General features: G+C 62.3%; 14 protein-coding genes and 1 pseudogene. 4 read left to right on the plus strand and 11 right to left on the minus strand.

The window, feature by feature from the left end; genetic code table 11:
• Positions 1-187 precede the first annotated feature (187 nt).
• Positions 188-796, plus strand: coding sequence for a DUF1579 domain-containing protein (locus ASD07_RS27890; protein ID WP_156398206.1), 609 nt, complete (start codon positions 188-190; stop codon positions 794-796).
• Between the two features lie 33 nt (positions 797-829).
• On the opposite strand, the gene ASD07_RS27895 is transcribed toward ASD07_RS27890, so the two are convergent.
• The 3 genes from ASD07_RS27895 to ASD07_RS27905 all read right to left on the minus strand — a co-directional run bounded on the left by ASD07_RS27895 (position 830) and on the right by ASD07_RS27905 (position 4,770).
• Complete coding sequence (locus ASD07_RS27895; protein WP_055938439.1) at positions 830-1,198, minus strand: VOC family protein; 369 nt, start codon at positions 1,196-1,198, stop codon at positions 830-832.
• 207 nt (positions 1,199-1,405) lie between these two features.
• The gene (locus ASD07_RS27900; RefSeq protein WP_229207314.1) at positions 1,406-3,013 is read right to left on the minus strand and encodes a methyl-accepting chemotaxis protein; all 1,608 of its coding nucleotides are present in this window, start codon (positions 3,011-3,013) and stop codon (positions 1,406-1,408) included.
• 104 nt (positions 3,014-3,117) lie between these two features.
• Positions 3,118-4,770, minus strand: coding sequence for a M28 family metallopeptidase (locus tag ASD07_RS27905; RefSeq protein WP_055938442.1), 1,653 nt, complete (start codon positions 4,768-4,770; stop codon positions 3,118-3,120).
• Positions 4,771-4,947: 177 nt separating this feature from the next.
• On the opposite strand from ASD07_RS27905, the gene ASD07_RS27910 reads away from it, so the two are divergent.
• Positions 4,948-6,972: a M13 family metallopeptidase gene (locus ASD07_RS27910; RefSeq protein ID WP_055938445.1), complete on the plus strand. Its 2,025-nt coding sequence runs from the start codon at positions 4,948-4,950 to the stop codon at positions 6,970-6,972.
• 103 nt (positions 6,973-7,075) lie between these two features.
• On the opposite strand, the gene yegQ is transcribed toward ASD07_RS27910, so the two are convergent.
• The 5 genes from yegQ to ASD07_RS27935 all read right to left on the minus strand — a co-directional run bounded on the left by yegQ (position 7,076) and on the right by ASD07_RS27935 (position 11,525).
• The gene (gene yegQ, locus ASD07_RS27915) at positions 7,076-8,371 is read right to left on the minus strand and encodes a tRNA 5-hydroxyuridine modification protein YegQ (protein WP_200953864.1); all 1,296 of its coding nucleotides are present in this window, start codon (positions 8,369-8,371) and stop codon (positions 7,076-7,078) included.
• A gap of 69 nt (positions 8,372-8,440) precedes the next feature.
• Positions 8,441-9,211, minus strand: a complete 771-nt coding sequence (locus ASD07_RS27920; protein WP_055938448.1) for a ParA family protein — start codon at positions 9,209-9,211, stop codon at positions 8,441-8,443.
• Positions 9,212-9,279: 68 nt separating this feature from the next.
• On the minus strand, positions 9,280-9,756 hold the full coding sequence (locus ASD07_RS27925; RefSeq protein WP_055938451.1) for a hypothetical protein: 477 nt from the start codon (positions 9,754-9,756) through the stop codon (positions 9,280-9,282).
• Between the two features lie 33 nt (positions 9,757-9,789).
• On the minus strand, positions 9,790-10,491 hold the full coding sequence (locus ASD07_RS27930; protein WP_055938454.1) for a LytTR family DNA-binding domain-containing protein: 702 nt from the start codon (positions 10,489-10,491) through the stop codon (positions 9,790-9,792).
• The gene (locus ASD07_RS27935; RefSeq protein ID WP_162246606.1) at positions 10,491-11,525 is read right to left on the minus strand and encodes a sensor histidine kinase; all 1,035 of its coding nucleotides are present in this window, start codon (positions 11,523-11,525) and stop codon (positions 10,491-10,493) included. Before ASD07_RS27935 ends, ASD07_RS27930 begins: the two co-directional genes overlap by 1 nt.
• Positions 11,526-11,663: 138 nt before the next feature.
• Here ASD07_RS27935 and ASD07_RS27940 point away from each other — a divergent pair, with 138 nt between their 5' ends.
• Complete coding sequence (locus tag ASD07_RS27940; RefSeq protein ID WP_082507611.1) at positions 11,664-12,554, plus strand: DJ-1/PfpI family protein; 891 nt, start codon at positions 11,664-11,666, stop codon at positions 12,552-12,554.
• Here ASD07_RS27940 and ASD07_RS27945 read toward each other — a convergent pair.
• Positions 12,555-13,262, minus strand: a pseudogene (locus ASD07_RS27945) (alpha/beta fold hydrolase); the annotation flags it as partial.
• A gap of 102 nt (positions 13,263-13,364) precedes the next feature.
• Between ASD07_RS27945 and ASD07_RS27950 the strand changes: the two are divergent.
• Positions 13,365-14,312 (plus strand): MYG1 family protein, encoded by a 948-nt coding sequence (locus tag ASD07_RS27950; RefSeq protein WP_055938464.1) that lies wholly within the window; start codon positions 13,365-13,367, stop codon positions 14,310-14,312.
• Here the strand turns inward: ASD07_RS27950 and ASD07_RS27955 are convergent.
• Both ASD07_RS27955 and ASD07_RS27960 read right to left on the minus strand, forming a co-directional pair.
• Positions 14,309-15,874, minus strand: a complete 1,566-nt coding sequence (locus tag ASD07_RS27955) for a S8 family serine peptidase (protein ID WP_082507601.1) — start codon at positions 15,872-15,874, stop codon at positions 14,309-14,311. The two genes, ASD07_RS27950 and ASD07_RS27955, sit on opposite strands and share 4 nt — an antisense overlap.
• 219 nt (positions 15,875-16,093) lie before the next feature.
• Positions 16,094-17,674, minus strand: coding sequence for an isocitrate lyase (locus tag ASD07_RS27960; protein WP_055938466.1), 1,581 nt, complete (start codon positions 17,672-17,674; stop codon positions 16,094-16,096).
• Positions 17,675-17,738 lie beyond the last annotated feature (64 nt).

The following is a 17,738-nucleotide window of genomic DNA, read 5'->3' on the forward strand; positions in this document are numbered from 1 at the left end:
TGGGCGTTCTGGCGATATCTGGATACTGATGCGGTAGTCGTACTCATGATGCTTGCGTTGGTGTCGGTTGTGGCGGATAACCTGCGTCTGCGCCGCAAGTTGCGTGAAACCGAGCGGCGCAGTTGACGGGCTGCGCGGCCGCGCGGAGAATGGCCCTTCCACAACCCTGCTGGATAAGGAGGAAGTCATGAAGCTCCGTCGTATCGCGCAGTACCTGGTTGTTGCGGGATTCACCCTGGCCGGCGCCGCCGTCAGCGCCGCCCCGGAAAAGAAAAAGGCCGCCGCGCCGCCTGACGACAAGGCGGCAATGGAGATGATGGCCAAGGCCGCCGCTCCCGGCGAAGCGCACAAGAAGCTTGACGCGCTGGCAGGCAAGTTCACGGTCAAGTCAAAAATGTGGATGGACCCATCCAAACCTCCTGAAGAAACCGACGGTTCCACGGAACGCAAATGGATCATGGGTAACCGTTACCTGCAGGAGAACTACCAGGGCAAGTTCATGGGCCAGCCATTCGATGGCATGGGCATCCAGGGCTATGACAACGTGACGAAGAAGTACTTCGGCAGCTGGATCGATTCCAGCGGCACCGGCATGACGCTGGCCCATGGCGCCATGACTGGCAACACCATCAAGTACAAGGGCATGATGTCCGACCCGATGAGCGGCAAGGAAATTCCATACACCATGAGCGTGGCCATCACCGACAACGACAACCACAAACTGGAAATGTGGGGGCCGGGGCAGAATGGCAAGGACATGAAGTGGATGGAAATGACCTACACCCGCGTCAAATAAGGCAAGGCCCCGCGAGGGGCCTGCGCACCGGTGCTACCTCACGGGTACTGGCACGCGGTGCGCAACCTCCAGCAAGATTCCCCACCCGGTGCGGCAATAGAAGCCAGGGCCTCCGCGCATATCCTGCAGCGGCGAAAGCCCGCTCACGCCGGCCGCCTCCAGTTCGGCGTGTTTGGCGCTGACTTTGCCGGCATCGTCCACCAGGAAGCCGATGTGGAATGTCTTGGGGTAGCTGGGCTCCTCGCTGCGCGTAAGCACGAGTACCACGCCGCCGTCGCCAGCCAATATGGCCATGCCCTGGTTGCCTTTGGTTTGCAGCAGCGCGAAGCCGAAGTGGCGCGTAAGGAAAGTTGAAGCCGCGGCCACATCGGGCACGGACAGGTCGAGGTGATTCAATTGCATGATGACTCCATAGTTGGTGGGCCCAACGGGAGTGCCTGTGAGGATCGATTGGCAACGCCCCGACGAGCCCGGGACGCATTTGCGCCGGGATCGTCGTGGGTTCTCATGCAAGACTGCGCATGGAGCAGAGCTCTCCGGGGAGGAGAGGGATCGGGCTTACCTTGAACCGGTCCTGCCTTTTTCGACAGGCCCGATCATATCACGACATCAGCTGCGGCCAAGACGTGGTGTGCGGCGCCCCGGCGCGGCGGGGGCGTCGGCATCGACGCGGAACACGCCGACCGCCTGCAGCAGCGCCGCCGACTGCTGCTGCATGCTGGCCGCGGCAGCGGCAGCCTGTTCGACCAGCGCCGCATTCTGCTGCGTCACCGCATCCATTTGCGAAATCGCTTCATTGACCTGGGCGATGCCGGCGCTTTGCTCGTTGCTGGCGGTACTGATCTCGTTGATGACCTGGCGCACGCGGTGCACGCTTTCCACCACTTCCTGCATGGTGCTGCCGGCCTGCGCCACCAGCGAATTGCCGACGCCGACGGTTTCCACCGAGGCGCCGATCAGGTCCTTGATCTCCTTGGCAGCGGCGGCACTGCGCTGCGCCAGGTTGCGCACTTCCGACGCCACGACTGCGAAGCCGCGGCCCTGTTCGCCGGCACGCGCCGCTTCCACTGCCGCATTCAGCGCCAGGATGTTGGTCTGGAACGCAATGCCATCGATTACGCTGATGATGTCGACGATCTTGCGCGAAGAGCTGTCGATGGAGGCCATGGTCTCAACCACCTGCGACACCACGGCGCCGCCTTTCTGCGCCACTTCCGAAGCGTTGGCGGCCAGTTCGTTGGCAGTGCGGGCATTGTCTGCATTCTGGCGCACAGTCGAAGTCAGTTCTTCCATCGATGCCGCGGTCTCCTCCAGCGAGCTGGCCTGGCTTTCGGTACGCGCCGACAGGTCGCTATTGCCGGCCGCGATTTCGCCCGATGCGGTGGCGATGGTATCGGTGGCGTTGCGCACCGAGCTGACGATGCGCGCCAGGTCGTCGCGCATGCCCTTCAGCGCGTTGACCATGCTGCTGTTGTCGTCATGCTTGACGTCGATCGGCACGGTCAGGTCGCCACCCGCAATGCTGCGGGCAATCGCGGAAGCGTAATCCGGTTCGCCGCCCAACTGGCGCAGCATGCCGCGAGCGATGAAGACGCCGATGCCAAGCAGTACGGCGGCCAGCACCACCGCACCTGCGGCGAAGACGACGGCGCGTCCGCGCACGGTGGCGTCGACAGTGTCGACGTAGACGCCGGAGCCGAGTATCCAGCCCCAGGGTTCAAAGCCTTTGACGTAGGAGACCTTTTGCACCGGCTTGTCGCTGCCAGGCTTGGGCCACATGTAATCGACCGGGCCGGCGCCTGCTTTTTTGACCATGTTGACGAATTCGACGAACAGGTGTTTGCCGGTCGGGTCCTTGTTGGCGCTGAGGTCCTTGTTGTCGAGTTCCGGTTTGATCGGGTGCATGATCATCTTCGGCTGCATATCGTTGAGCCAGAAATACTCGTTGTTGCCATATCGCAACACCTTGATCGCATCCATTGCCTTCTTCTGGGCTTCAGCGCGCGGCAGGGCGCCAGCCGCTTCCTGCTTCTGGTAGTAGTCGAGCACACCATAGGCCGTTTCGACGGCCTGCCGCACGTTGCTGGTCCTTTCCTCAAGGATGAGGGTGCGCTCTGAAATGAGGAAAATGGCGGTAAGGATGATGATGCCGAGGATGGCACCGGCATTCAGCACTGCGAGTTTCTTGGCAATGCTCATCGACTGCGTGAAGTTCATGATTTGTCTCCAGCTTAAACGATCCTTTTTGTGAACCCAGCATGGCACGCCTCGCAGAAAAAGAAAAGGCCCTCCGTGGAGGGCCTTGACTTGGCTTTGCATTTTTACCTGGAACGTTTTGCTGCGCTCTGGTCGCGAATGGTGCGGAACTCGGAGTCGCTCGACCAGTTCGGCCAGTCCTTCGATTCTGCCAGGTCGCGGCCCAGGCTATACAGCACGCCGAGGTCGCGCGCCATGCCGCTGAACGGCCACTTGGCATCCCACTCGTCCGAAGGCTGGTGGTAATTGTTGTTGGTGTAGGCTTCCTGCGCCGCTTTGCCGGCTGCCACGCCGCCTTGTTCCCAGTCTTCGCCGGAATCGAGCGAGAAAGCAGGCACGCCGCGCTTGGCCATCGGGAAGTGGTCGGAGCGGAAGAAGTAGCCGGCTTCGGTATGCGGGTCAGGCGTGTAGCTGACGTTCAGCGCTTTGAACTTGGCGACCAGCATATCGAGCAGGTCCAGCTTGGCGCTGCCGGAAATGGTGAAGTTGCGTGCGGGGCCGTATGGGCTCAGTGCATCCATATTGATCATGCCGACGGTGGTGGCCAACGGATAGACCGGGTTGGATGCGTAGTACTCGGAGCCGAGCAAGCCTTTTTCTTCCGCCGTCACGGCCAGGAATACCACGCTGCGCTTGGGTGCCGGCGCCTTGGCGTAGGCGCGGCCCAGTTCCAGCAAAGCGGCGATGCCGGTGCCGTTGTCGATGGCACCGTTGTAGATCTTGTCGCCTTTGGCGTCCGGCAGGCCGACGCCGAGGTGGTCCCAGTGACCGCTGTAGATCACGGTTTCATTTGGTGCTGCGCTGCCTTCGCGCACGGCGATCACGTTCTTCGACTTGATCACTTGCGCGTCCACCGCATAGTGGGCCGACAGGCTGACGCCTTTCAGTTCCACCGGCTTGAAGTCGCGCGTTTGCGCCTGCTTCTTGAGCGCGTCGAAATCGAGGCCGGCGCGCTTGAACAGGTCGGACGCCACGTCGCGCTGGATCCATGCTTCCATCGGCGCGTGCGACTTGCCTGGCTCTTTGCGCACGATGTCGTACATCACGTTGGTGTTGGAATTCTTCACCGTCGCCCAGCCGTAGGAAGCCGGCGCTGTTTCGTGCACGATCAGGGTGCCGATCGCGCCCTGGCGCGCCATCTCTTCGTACTTGTAGGTCCAGCGGCCGTAGTAGGTCATGGCCTTGCCGCCGAATTCGCCTTCACCGGTTTCGAAGTCCGGATCGTTGATCAGCACCACGGCCAGCTTGCCCTTCAGGTTCACGCCCTTGAAGTCGCTCCACTTGCGCTCAGGTGCGGTGACGCCATAGCCGACGAAAACCAGCGGGACCTTGTCGAAGTCGACACGCTTGGCGCCGTTCATCGCGGCGCGCACTGCCATCTGCTCGCCTTGGGCAAACGCGATGCTGTCCTTGCCGGCGTGCGCATTCAGCACCACCGGGCCTTTGATCTCGAAGCGGCCCAGCGGGACTTCCTGGTACCAGCTGCGCTTGCCTTTCACCAGGTCGCCGCCCGGCTTCAGGCCGGCTGCTTCGAATTGCCTGGCGATGTATTCGACGGTTTTTATTTCGCCGGCGGTGTTCGGGCCGCGGCCTTCGAATTCATCGGATGCCAAAGTTTTAACGTCCTGCGACAGGCGCTGCGGATCGATCTTCGGCACGTCCTGCGCTTGCGCTGCGGCTGCAGCCAGCAGCACGGTGGCCAGCATGGAATATTTCACTGGTTACCTCCTGGTTGGGGTGAATGGATCTAAAACCCGGCAAGTATCGGCCTTGCCGGGCTGTTGGTCAAATGCCCGGCCTTATGTAACTTAGTGTTGCTCGTTGGGCCGCAGCGTCCACGCGCGGCGCTGGCTGCGGCATACTGCCGGGAGCATTTTTTTCATCGGAGTTATTACATGAAACGCACTATTCTCGGCAGCCTGATTGTTGGCCTGGCATGTTCCCACGCATGGGCGGCGCAACTGGGTTCGGGCATTGACGCTGCCGGCATTGACCAGCAGGTCCGCGCGCAGGACGATTTTTTCCGTTATTCGCAAGGCAAGTGGCTGAGCGGCGTCGAGATTCCGGCCGACCGTTCGAGCTGGGGGGCGTTCAATGTGGCGCAGGAAAACGTGGAAGGGCAGGTCAATTCCATCATCGAGAATGCGCAACGCGACAAGACGCGCAAGCCCGGTTCCGACGCGCAGAAGATCGGCGACTACTACGCCAGCTTCATGGATGAAGCGCGCCGCAATGCGCTGGGCCTGAAGCCGCTGAAGGCGGAGCAGGCGCGTATTGCTGCCTTATCCGGCAAGCAGGGCATCGGTGCGCTGGTGGCGCACCTGAACCGCATCGATGGCGGCGGCCCGCTTGACATGAGCGTGCGCCAGGATGCGAAGGATTCGACACGCTACGTGGTGGCCATCCGCCAGTCCGGCCTGGGCCTGCCGAACCGCGACTACTTCCTGTCCGAAAAGGATGCGCGCCTGAGCGATATCCGCGCCAGGTACCAGCAGCACGTTGAAAAGGTGCTGGCGCTGGCCGGCCACGCGCAGGCGGCGCAGGAGGCGGCACAGATCGTGGCGCTGGAAACAGAGATCGCCCGCGCCCACTGGTCCGCCGTGGAAAACCGCGATCCGGTCAGGACCTACAACAAGCTGTCGCTGGCCGAGCTGAAAGCGCTGATGCCGGGCTTCGACTGGGATGCTTACCTGAAGGGCGTTGGCGTGGCAGGCAAGATCGATTCCGTGATCGTCAGCCAGCCAAGCTACCTGGCGGCGCTGGACAAGCTGATTGAAGCGACGCCGCTGCCTGCGTGGAAGGCTTACTTTGAATTCCACATGATCAGCTCGTTCGCGCCCTACCTGTCGCAGCCTTTGGTCGATGAAAACTTCGCTTTCCGCGGCGCCGTGCTGGCCGGCACCAAGGAAAACCGCTCGCTGCAAAAACGCGCCATTACGGAAGTGAACCGTGCGCTGGGCGAAATGGTGGGCAAGGCTTATGTAAAAGAATACTTCCCGGCTGAACGCAAGCAGCAGGTGGCGGAGATGGCGCAGAACTTCATCGCTGCTTTCCGCGAAGGGATCGACACGCTAGAGTGGATGAGCCCTGAAACCAAGCTGCAGGCGCAGGCCAAGCTGGCCAAGATCAACGTCAAGGTCGGCTATCCGGACAAATGGCGCGATTACACCAGGCTGAAAGTGGCGCGCACCGACCTGGTGGGCAATGTGCTGCGCTCGCGCGAATTCGCGCACAGCTTCAGTATCGACAAACTGGGCAAGCCGGTGGACCGTTCGGCGTGGAGCATGACGCCGCAAACTGTCAACGCCTATTACAGCCCTTCGCTGAACGAGGTCGTGTTCCCGGCGGCGCGCCTGCAGTACCCGCTGTATGACGCCAAGGCGGAACCGGCGGTCAATTACGGTGCGGTCGGCATCTCGATCGGCCACGAAATCAGCCACGCCTTCGACGATAAAGGCTCGCAATACGACGGCGACGGCAACCTGCGCAACTGGTGGACCAGGGAAGACGGCGAAAAGTTTGCGGCACGCGGCAAGATGCTGGTAGCGCAGTACAACGGCTACAGCCCGCTGGCGGGGTATAACGTGAACGGCGAACTGACCCTGGGCGAGAACATTGCCGACAACGCCGGCCTGATCATGGCTACCCGCGCCTACAAGATCTACATGAAAGGCCAGCCGGGCCCGGTGATCGACGGCTATACCGCCGAACAGCGCATCTTCATGGGCATGGCGCAGGCACGCCGCGGCAAAGGCCGCGACGCTTTTCTGATCCAGCAAGTGAAGTCCGACCCGCACTCGCCATCCGAATTTCGCGTGAACGGCAGCCTGAAAAATCATCCGGGCTTCTACGACGCCTTTGGCGTGAAAGAAGGCGACAAGATGTACCTGTCGCCGCAGCAGCGCGTGATCTTCTGGTAATTACTCTCAATTGAAAAGTCGGGGTCAGCTCCGGCAATCAGACATAAGTTTCGCTCGCGGAATTTATGTCTGATTGCCGGAGCTGACCCCGACTTTTATCCGGCTACAGATAGCGCGACAGCATTGCGCCATCCAGCCCTGCATCGAGCTGGATGTGCACGATGTGGCCGCTGCCTGGGGCAACCGTGATCTCGCCGCCATCGTTCGCCAGCATGCGGGCGATGGTGATATCGCGGTTGCCGCCCGGGTGCATGACTTCAATGCGGTCGCCCACCGCGAAATGGTTCTTCACATCGACGCGCGCCCAGCCGCCGTCGATTTCCAGTACATCCCCTACATACTGGCTACGGTCGGTTTCCGAGGCGCCGCGCATGTAGTTCTGGTGTTCTTGCGTATGGTGGCGCTGGTAGAAACCGTCCGTGTAGCCGCGGTTGGCCAGGCCCTGGAGCTGGCCGAGCAGGCTTTCGTCGAAGGGGAGGCCGGCTACCGCATCGTCAATCGCCTTGCGGTACACCTGTGCCGTGCGCGCTGCGTAGTAGGCGGATTTGGTGCGGCCTTCCACTTTCAGCGAGGTGATGCCGATCTTCACAAGGCGTTCCACGTGCTCCACTGCGCGCAGGTCTTTCGAGTTCATGATGTACGTGCCGTGTTCGTCTTCGAAGATCGGCATCAGCTGGTCGGGGCGTCCGGCTTCTTCCAGCAAATAAGTCTGGTTGGACAGCGGGTGGCGCGGCTGCTGGTGCAGCACCGAAATGTCGCCGGTGGCGTCCTGGCAGCCTTCGCCCACCTTGTAGTCCCAGCGGCAGGCATTGGTGCAGCTGCCCTGGTTGGCGTCGCGGTGATTGAAATAGCCGGATAGCAGGCAGCGGCCGGAATATGCCATGCACAGCGCGCCGTGTACGAACACTTCCAGTTCCATGTCCGGGCAACGCTGGCGGATTTCCTCGATCTCGTCGAGCGACAGTTCGCGCGACAGGATCACGCGGGTCAGGCCCATGCGCTGCCAGAATTTCACGTCGGCCCAGTTGACGGCGTTGGCCTGCACCGAGAGGTGGATCGGCATGTCGGGCCACTCTTCGCGCACCATCATGATCAAGCCCGGATCGGCCATGATCAGCGCGTCGGGCTGCATGGCAATCACGGGCGCCATATCGCGCAGGTAGGTCTTGAGCTTTGCGTTGTGGGCGAAGATATTACTGGCGACGAAGAACTGCTTGCCGCGTGCGTGGGCGCCGTCGATGCCTTCCTGCAGCGCCTGCAGGGTGGAGAAGTCGTTGTTCCGCACGCGCAGGCTGTAGCGCGGCTGGCCGGCGTAGACGGCATCGGCGCCGTAGTCGAGGGCGGCGTTCATCTTGGCCAGGGAGCCGGCGGGCAGGAGGAGTTCGGGGGCGGTCAGCATGGCAGGCAAAATCCGCCAGCATAGCCATGCCGCCGCGGCCCGGCCATGACCTGGATCAAGCCTGGCGTATTACGCCGGCTGCAGCTCGCCGTACAGGGCGAGGAATTCCTGGCTTAGCTTGTGGCTGCGGTCAAGGTGGATCATCGGCAGGTTGCGCTCGTGCGATTCGCGGATGCGGATCGAGCTGGAGAGCTTGTTCTCGAATACCGGCAAGCCTTCTTCCTTGAGCTGGTCGACCATGCGCTGCGGCAGCAGGGCGCGTGGCTGGAACTGGTTGACCACGATGCCTTCAATCTGCAGGTTCGGATTGTGGTCGGCCTTGATTTCTTTGACGTTGTTGACCAGGGTGTAGAGCGCCTGCCGCGAGAAGTCGTCGCAGTCAAAGGGGATCAGGCAGCTATCGGCCGCGATCAGGGCCGACTGGGTGAAGAAATTGTAGGCCGGCGGCGTATCGACGTAGATTTCGTCGTATTCCTTTTCCAGCTCGTTCAGCGTATCGCGCAGCTTGTAGATCTTGTGGCGCGACTCCAGCTTCGATTGCAGGTCGCCCAGTTCGGGATGGGCCAGCATGATGGACAGGTTGTCGAACGGCGTAGCGTGCACGTATTCGCCGGCCGGCTTGGCAAACATGCTGAAACTGAGCATTTGCTCGAAGTAGGCGCCAAGCGTAGGCGCCAGTGCTGCGGTCGCCGCACCGAGCAGGTAACGGCTGCTATTGCACTGCGGGTCGATATCGATCAATAGCGTGCGTTTGCCATGGTGCGCCGCAATGGCCGCCAGGTTTACCGCAATGGTCGATTTACCGACGCCGCCCTTCTGGTTGAAGATTACGCGTTTCATTTGCTGGCCCCCGTTGTGGCTTGGATGACAACGATTCTAGCATGATGCGGCGCAGCAAAAGCAAGCGTTTATGCCTTCTGGCAGGAATTCGACTCCATGATGCCGCGCAGGTAGCCGCGACGCACTTTGCCCGCCAGGATTGCGCTTTGAGCTTTCCGCGATTGGCGCTCCGCGCCGCTTAGCTTGCGCAGCCAGCCGCGGAATGGAATTGCGCCTTCCACCGTGCGTGCCAGGGCGCCGGTTGCGGCATCGCCCAGTGCTTCCTTCGAAGCGTCCATATGGCTCTGCTTTTCTTCAGGAACGTCGAAGTCCGGCCCAAGCTCTTCGTCCAGGTCCGCAACTTGCGCCAGCAAGGCCGGGCAGCTCCGGTCGGAGGGGGTTTTGTATGGATTGCCGATGGCGTCGCGCAGGACGTCGGGGATTTCAACTTTGGCGATATTCAGGTCGCGCAGCGGCGTGACGCCAATTTCCTGGATGCGGTTTTGCTCCTTGGTGGCGCACGCGCTCAGGGCCAGCGCGGCAATGGCCAGTATCAGTCGTTGCATGTCTTCTGGGGTTAAAAAAAATGCAAGTATAAACTAAGTCGGGGACATTCGATCCAGCACCGCCTTGCGATAGCGGCGGCTCATGCGCAGGCGCTGGCCGCCATCCAGCACGACTTCATACTCGCCGTCTTCATGCAGCTCCAGGGTCCTTACCCGTTCCAGGTTGACGATGGCGGAGCGGTGAATGCGCTGGAAGCCGTGCGGCGCCAGTTCGCCTTCGAGATCGGACAGGCTGCGGCGCAGCATATGGGCGCGGCCGGCCGCATGCAAAGTGGCGTAATAGTCGCTGGCCTCGACCCAGTCGATGTCGGTAAATTTCACCACCTCCAGCGCGTTGCCGTTCCTGACGATGAAGCGGCGCGTTTCGCCCGGCGCACGCAGGCGTTCTTTCACGCGCTCCAGCACGCGTTCGAAGCGCTGGTCGTCGAAGGGCTTGAGCAGGTAGTCAAGCGCGCCGACTTCAAAGGCGCGCAGTGCGAACTGGTGGTGGGCCGTAACGAAGACGATGGCAAAAGGCGGGGCGGTGCCCAGGCGCTCCAGCAGGTCAAAGCCGTCGCATTCGGGCATCTCCACGTCGAGGAAGAGCAGGTCGGGCCGGGCCGCAGGTAATGCCGCCAGCGCTTCTTCCGCCGAGCCGCATTGGCCGACCAGCGCGATGGCCGGGTCGCGCGCCAGCAGCAGGGCGACGTTGCTGCGTGCCAGTGGCTCGTCGTCGACGATCAATGCCCGCAGCATTATTGCCCCCGGTAGGGTAAGGTGAGGGTGGCCAGCACCCCTTGCCCGGAGTCGCGCAGTTGCAGCGATTGCTGCCCGCCGTACAGCGCTTGCAGGCGCTGGCGCGTGTTGGACAGTCCGACGCCGTCGCGCAGCGGCGCCGCCAGCCCCGGACCGTCGTTGGCGACGGATAGCGTCAGCACCTCGCCTGCGCGGGCAGCCGTGACGCGCAGTGTTCCGCCTTTGGCGCGTTTGGCGATGCCATGCTTGATGGCGTTTTCCACCAGCGGCTGCAGGACAAGGTCGGGCACCTGAGCGCCCGAGATTGCGGCCGGAATGTCGAGCTGCCAGTGCAGGCGCTCGCCGAAGCGCACCTGCTGGACTTCGAGATACTTGCGCAGGAAATCGGCTTCGCTTTCCAGTGCTACCAGTTGGCGCTCGGAACGATCCGTCACCCGGCGCAGCAGGTCGCCCAGGGCAGCAATGGTGGCAATCGCCTCGTTATCCTTCTTCTCGCGGATCAGGCCTGTAACCGCGTTGAGCGCATTGAAAATGAAATGTGGCTCGAGCTGCAGCCGCAGTGCGGCCAGCTGCGCCTGCGCCAGCAGCTCGCGCTGCTGCGACAAGCGCTTGCGGGTGGCGAAAGTGACGCTGAGCGCCGTAACCGCGCCATACAGGATCACTTCGCCCACCAGGTTGCCGATGAACTTCGATTTCCAGAGTGGCAAAAACGGATCGGGGCCCTTGGGGTAGGCGAAAGGATTGAACGCATGTTCCAGCGTGGCGGCCCAGCAGGTCCACGCCGCTCCGATTGCCAGGCAGGCGCAGATATGCACGGCCCAATTGCGCATGGCGCGCGAAGGCAGGGGAAAGTGCCGCAGCAGTGCAAGCGCCAGCGGGGTGGCCGCCGCCCATGCGCCCCACGATGCAACGATCACGAAGAACAGCGTCCACCAGTCGTGCTGCATGCCCATGGCGCGCATGGACACCACGGTCTGGGTCGCATCGAACAGGGCCAGTGCCAGCCAGGCGATGAAGGGAGCAATTGCGGTCATGGCCGCAATCATATGGGATATCAAGGCAGCGGGACACCGGTTTGCAGCGAAACCACAGCAGGCTGCAGCGAACAGCATCGCGCTGCGCACAAGGGCGATGGGAGACTGCAAGCCTTGACAATCCACTGAGGCGAGACCATGAAAAGACGAGACCTTTTCCGTATTTCCACCGCAATGGGCCTGGGTGCCGCGCTGCCGGCGCTGGCGCATGCCAAAGCGCAGCAGGCCGCTGCGCCGGCAGCGCCATTGGCGCCACCGGCGCAAGGCTCCATCCCGGTTGCTTTCCTGCTGTCGGACAATGCGGTGATGATCGACTTTGGCGGCCCTTGGGAAGTGTTCTGCAACGTCAGCGTGCCGGGACGGGAGGGGACGCTGTTCCAGCTATACACGGTTGGCGCGACGGAGGCGCCGATCACTACCTATGGCGGCATGAAGATCGTGCCGAACTTCTCCATTGCCAACGCGCCGGCGCCAAGGGTGATCGTGGTTCCTGCGCAAACCGTGAGCGACCCGGCCGTGCTGGAGTGGCTGCGCCAGGCGTCGCGCACGGCGGACCTGACAATGTCGGTCTGCACCGGCGCGTTCATCCTGGCCCATGCGGGGCTATTGGACGGAAAGTCGGCAGTCACCCATCACGCCGCCTTCAAGGATTTCGCCATGAAGTTCCCGCGCGTTGCGCTCAAGCGCGGTGCACGGTTTGTCGAAGAAGGCAATATCGCTACCGCGGGCGGCCTCTCGTCCGGCATCGACCTGGCCTTGCGTGTGGTGGAGCGCTACTTTGGCCGCACCGTGGCGCGCAACACGGCCAATACCATGGAATACCAGGGGCAGGGCTGGCTGGACCCGTTCTCCAACAGCGCCTATGCCAAGGCACGCCGCTCGACCGGTCAGCATCCACTGTGCCCGGTTTGCGAAATGGATGTCGACAAGGCGAGCTCGTTCTCCACCACCTACCGCAAGCGCACGTATTACTTCTGCATGCAGGAGCACAGGAAGCTGTTCGAGGCGCATCCATCCAGCTTTATCTGATCACAGGGCCGCCACGTCGATGATGGCCTGCGCAAAGTCGCGCGGCGCTTCCTGTGGCAGGTTGTGGCCGATGCCGCCGCTCAGCGTGCGGTGCTGGTACTTGCCGGTAAATTTTTTCGCATAGGCAGCCGGCGGCGCGTGCGGTGCACCGTTGGCATCACCTTCCATCGTGATCGATGGCACGGTGATTGCAGGGCCGGTTGCCAGCCTGGCTTCCAGTGCATCGTATTTGCGTTCGCCATCGGCCAGGCCGAGGCGCCAGCGATAGTTGTGGACCACGATCTCAACGTGGTCCGGATTGTCGAATGCCGCCGCGCTGCGCGCAAAGGTGGCGTCGTCGAAGGCCCACCTGGGCGAGGCGGTTTTCCAGATCAGGCGGTTGAAGTCATTGCGGTTTGCCTCATAACCCAGCTTGCCGCGCTCCGTTGCGAAGTAGTACTGGTACCACCATTCGTACTCGGCCTGCGGCGGCAGCGGCTTCCTGTTGCCGGCCGGCGTACCGATCAGGTAGCCGCTGACCGACACCAGGCCTTTGCAGCGTTCCGGGAACAGGGCGGCGATGATGCAGGCGGTGCGCGCGCCCCAGTCGAAGGCGCCGAAGACCGCGCTCTCGATCTTCAGTGCATCCATCATGCCGATGATGTCGAGCGCGACGGCCGTCTGCTGCGCGTTGCGCAAGGCGTCTTTGGACAGGAAGCGCGTGGTACCGCAGGCCGCGGCGTTCTTGTAAGGGGCCTAGTATAGAAACGAAACGTATCTGGATTGTGTCAGGGTATATCATGCAGGTAGTTTCATAGAACTGGATTTGGCATGCTCATAGTGACTCACAGCGGCAAGTTCCACGCAGACGATGCGTGGGCGGTGGCTGTCCTCAACGTTTTGTATCCCGGCGCCGAGATCATCCGCACGCGCGACCAGGCCATCATCGACACGGCCGACTTTGCGGTGGATGTGGGCGGTGTCTGGGACCCGGCCACCGGCCGCTTCGACCACCATCAAAAAGGTTTCGACGTGGCGCGGCAGTCAGGCGTGCCTTACGCCAGCGCTGGGCTGGTGTGGCGCGAATACGGCGCGCGCTGCGTGGCTGCCCTGGCCCTGGCGCACACCGGACAGCAGCTGGCCGAAGGGCCGGCGCGCGAAATCGCTTACGGCATTGATGCCGATGTGGTGCAGTACCTCGACCTGTCGGACGTTGGCGCTGCGAAAAGCGCGCCCGGCGGCTATGGCCTGTCGGCGGTGGTTTCCGGCTACAACACCAACTGGCTCGATGAGCAAAGGCTGGGTTATGGCGAAGAGACGGAGGGGTTCCGGCTGTCGCAATTCCGCCGTGCGATGGCCTTGCTGACCGATGTCATGGCCAATGCCGTCAGGTACCGCGTTGCCGCCTTGCTGGCCCTGGAGCAGGTGCGCCAGGGCGAAGTGCTGGAAGGCGGCAAGGTCCTGTTCCTGAAGAATGGCGCGCTGCCTTGGAGCCAGGTGGTACGCAAGGAAATGCCGAAGGTGCTGTTCGTGATCAGCTACAGCATCGCCGAACAGCGCCACATGCTGCATACCGTTCCGGTGAGTACCGAGAGTTTCGATGCGCGCGCCGACTTGCCGCAGGCCTGGGCCGGACTGCGCGACGCCGAACTGGCGGCTGTCACCGGCGTGCCTGACGCCGGCTTTTGCCACAACGGCAGGTTTATCGCTTCCGCCAGGTCTTACGAGGGAATCCGGGCCATGGCTTCCCTCGCCCTGAAGGCCGTCGCTCCCGCTTAATTATTGCAGCCCATGGTGCGGATGCGGTCGTAGGCAGTCTTGGCTTGCACCAGCCCGTAGCCGTAGTATGGATCGCGGCCGGCCGCGCCCAGGTCAAGCGCAGTCTTGTCCAGCGTGCTGCGGATCTGGGCCGCGCTGCATTTCGGGAAGTAGCTCCACACCAGTGCAGCGACTGCCGATACGTGCGGTGTCGCCATCGAGGTGCCGTCAAACAGCGCATAGCTGGTTGCGTTCACTTGCAGGACCGCGGGCTGTCCCGCCTGTTGCAACAGGGAGGCGCCCAAGGTATCCGATACGCCGACTGAAGGGATGCTGGTCGCCGTTCCGCCCAGCGTGCCATTCAGCTCGCCGGCCACATTGTTGTATACCACCGCACCAATGCCGCCGCTGGCCTGGCAGTTGGTGACCTTGGCTGCGAAGGAGACCGAGCCGCGCTGGATCAGGCAGATCTTGCCCGCCATGGCGCCATCGACAGCAGTACCAAGCCCAAAGTTGGCGAGGACGCCCGATGCGGTGCCGGGCGGGGTGCCGTCCATCGGCAGCGGCGTGTAAATGACGTCGCTCACCTGCAGGGTCGCGGTGCGGCCGCTGCCCATCGGGACTGTCGACAGCACGCTGACACCGGGCGCCGACAACTCGACTTTTGGCGTGAACTGGGAGAAGCTGGCGACCTGCCTGTTTTCGTCCAGCGCGCCGATCGACATCACGCTGCTATAGCCGGCGGGATAGGATTGGGTATTGTTGCCGTCGTTGCCGGCGGCGGCAATCGACAGCACGCCGCGCTTGGCCAGGCCGGCGAAGGCGCGTTCCTCCGCGATGCTCGACTCTTCGCCGCCAAGTGACATGCTGATCACATTGGCGCCCGCTGCGCCGCACTTGTTGGCGGCCCCGATCAGGGTCGAAGTGTAGGTCCATTCGTCGGCGCTGAAAACTTTGACGATGTGGATGTTCAACTGGCGCCCCGGATTGACGCCGACCACGCCGACGCCGGCATTGTTGATGGCGGCAATGGTGCCGGCTACGTGGGTGCCGTGGTGCAGTTCATCGGTGAACCAGTTGCCGGTGCCGGGATTGCTGTTGCCGCTGAGCCGGTTGCCGTTCAGGTCTTCATGCGCCAGGTCGATGCCGGAGTCGATGATGCACACCGTGCGGTTGCTGGCATAGGTGTCGGGCAACTGGTCGGCCTGGACCATGCCGATGCCATAAGGCACCAGCTGGCCCGGCAAATAGGGACTCCCGGTCGATGGCATGCTGGCGCTGAAGGGGCGGCGTTTCTTGTCCTCTTCCACGAATTCGATCTGTGCATTCTTGCGCAGCGTGGCCAGTTCGCTGCCGGGGACTTCGGCCGCTGTGGCGTTGATTTCCGCCAGGTCCTGTACCACCTTGCCGCGCGCTGACGCGATAGCTGCTTTGCCGTTGGCCGCGCCGCCGGCCTTGAAGCCGACAATGACGCGTATGTCGCCGGCTGCGGCGCTGGCGACAGGGAACTGGGCGCTGAGGGCTGCCGCCAGCACGCTCATGGCGAGTTTGGCGCGCGGATTTCTGCTCTGTTTTTTGAACATGATGAGTCCTGGGATCGAATGTGGAATGAATGGCCTTGGACAACAGAAGAAGACAGCCGCGGGTAGCGGCTATCAAATTGATGCTAGGTGGCTTCAACCCTGAGGTCAACCGCAACATTGGCTTTCCCCGCAAAATTGACCAGGAAACTACACAAATTCCATATGGAAATAGGCAAAAAAAACGCCACCCGAAGGTGGCGTTCTGCCCCAGGAGGAAGCTTAGAACTGGTTCATGGTGTTGTCTTTACCGCCTGCCTTCAAGGCAGCTTCGCCGCTGAAGTATTCCTTGTGGTCGTCGCCGATGTCCGAACCGGACATGTTCTGGTGCTTGACGCAGGCGATACCCTGGCGGATTTCCTTGCGCTGCACGCCGGCCACGTAGCCCAGCATGCCCTGGTCGCCGAAGTATTCCTTGGCCAGGTTGTCGGTCGACAGTGCCGCGGTATGGTAGGTTGGCAGGGTGATCAGGTGGTGGAAGATGCCTGCATCGCGCGCCGCATCAGCCTGGAAGGTGCGGATCTTCTCGTCTGCCTCGAGTGCCAGTGCGGTGCTGTCGTACTCGACATTCATCAGGGCGGCGCGGTCGTAGGACGACACGTCCTCGCCTGCAGCCTTCATGCGGTCGTAGGCTTGCTGGCGGAAGTTCAGGGTCCAGTTGAACGATGGGCTGTTGTTGTAGACCAGCTTGGCGTTCGGGATCACCTTGCGGATTTCCTTGACCATGCCGCCGATCTGGCCGATATGCGGTTTTTCGGTTTCGATCCACAGCAGGTCGGCGCCGTTCTGCAGCGAGGTGATGCAGTCCAGGACGCAACGTGCTTCGCCGGTGCCGGAGCGGAACTGGAACAGGTTGGAAGGCAGGCGCTTAGGACGCAGCAGCTTGCCGTCGCGCTTGATGATCACGTCGCCGTTGCCCAGGGCGTCGGCCGCCACTTCGTCGCAGTCCAGGAATGCGTTGTACTGGTCGCCCAGGTCGCCAGGCTTGCTGGTGACGGCGATCTGCTTGGTCAGGCCGGCGCCCAGCGAGTCGGTACGCGCCACGATGATGCCGTCGTCCACGCCCAGTTCGAGGAAGGCGTAACGCACAGCACGGATCTTGGCCAGGAAGTCTTCGTGTGGCACGGTGACTTTGCCGTCCTGGTGGCCGCACTGCTTCTCGTCGGACACCTGGTTTTCGATCTGGATGCAGCAGGCACCCGCTTCGATGAACTGCTTGGCCAGCAGGTAGGTCGCTTCGGCGTTGCCGAAACCGGCGTCGATGTCGGCGATGATCGGCACGACGTGGGTGACGTGGTTGTCGATCTTGTCCTGGATGGCTTTCTTGGCGTCGCCGCTGGCGGCGTCGAGCTGGCGGAACAGGCCGCCCAGTTCGCGCGCGTCAGCCTGGCGCAGGAAGGTGTACAGCTCTTTGATGAGGGCCGAGACGGCGGTTTTTTCATGCATCGACTGGTCCGGCAGCGGGCCGAACTCGGAGCGCAGTGCAGCGACCATCCAGCCCGACAGGTAGAGGTAGCGGCGGTCGGTGCTGTTGAAGTGCTTCTTAATCGAGATCATTTTTTGCTGGCCGATGAAACCGTGCCAGCAACCCAGGGACTGGGTGTACTGGGATGGGTCGGCATCGTAGCGGGCCATGTCGGCGCGCATGATCTTGGCGGTGTAGCGGGCAATGTCCAGGCCGGTCTTGAACCTGTTCTGGGCGCGCATACGGGCGGCCGCTTCCGGGCTGATGGCGTTCCAGGCGCTGCCGTTGCGTTCCTTCAGGGCTGCGATGGCTTGGATGTCGTCTTGGTAGTGGGACATGGTCTATTCCTAGCAAAAAAGCGGATTAAAAAAGGCGAAGCACTTGGAATAATGATAGGCCGTT

Origin of the sequence: Duganella sp. Root336D2 (genome assembly GCF_001425005.1) — a bacterium.
Classification (GTDB): domain Bacteria; phylum Pseudomonadota; class Gammaproteobacteria; order Burkholderiales; family Burkholderiaceae_D; genus Rugamonas.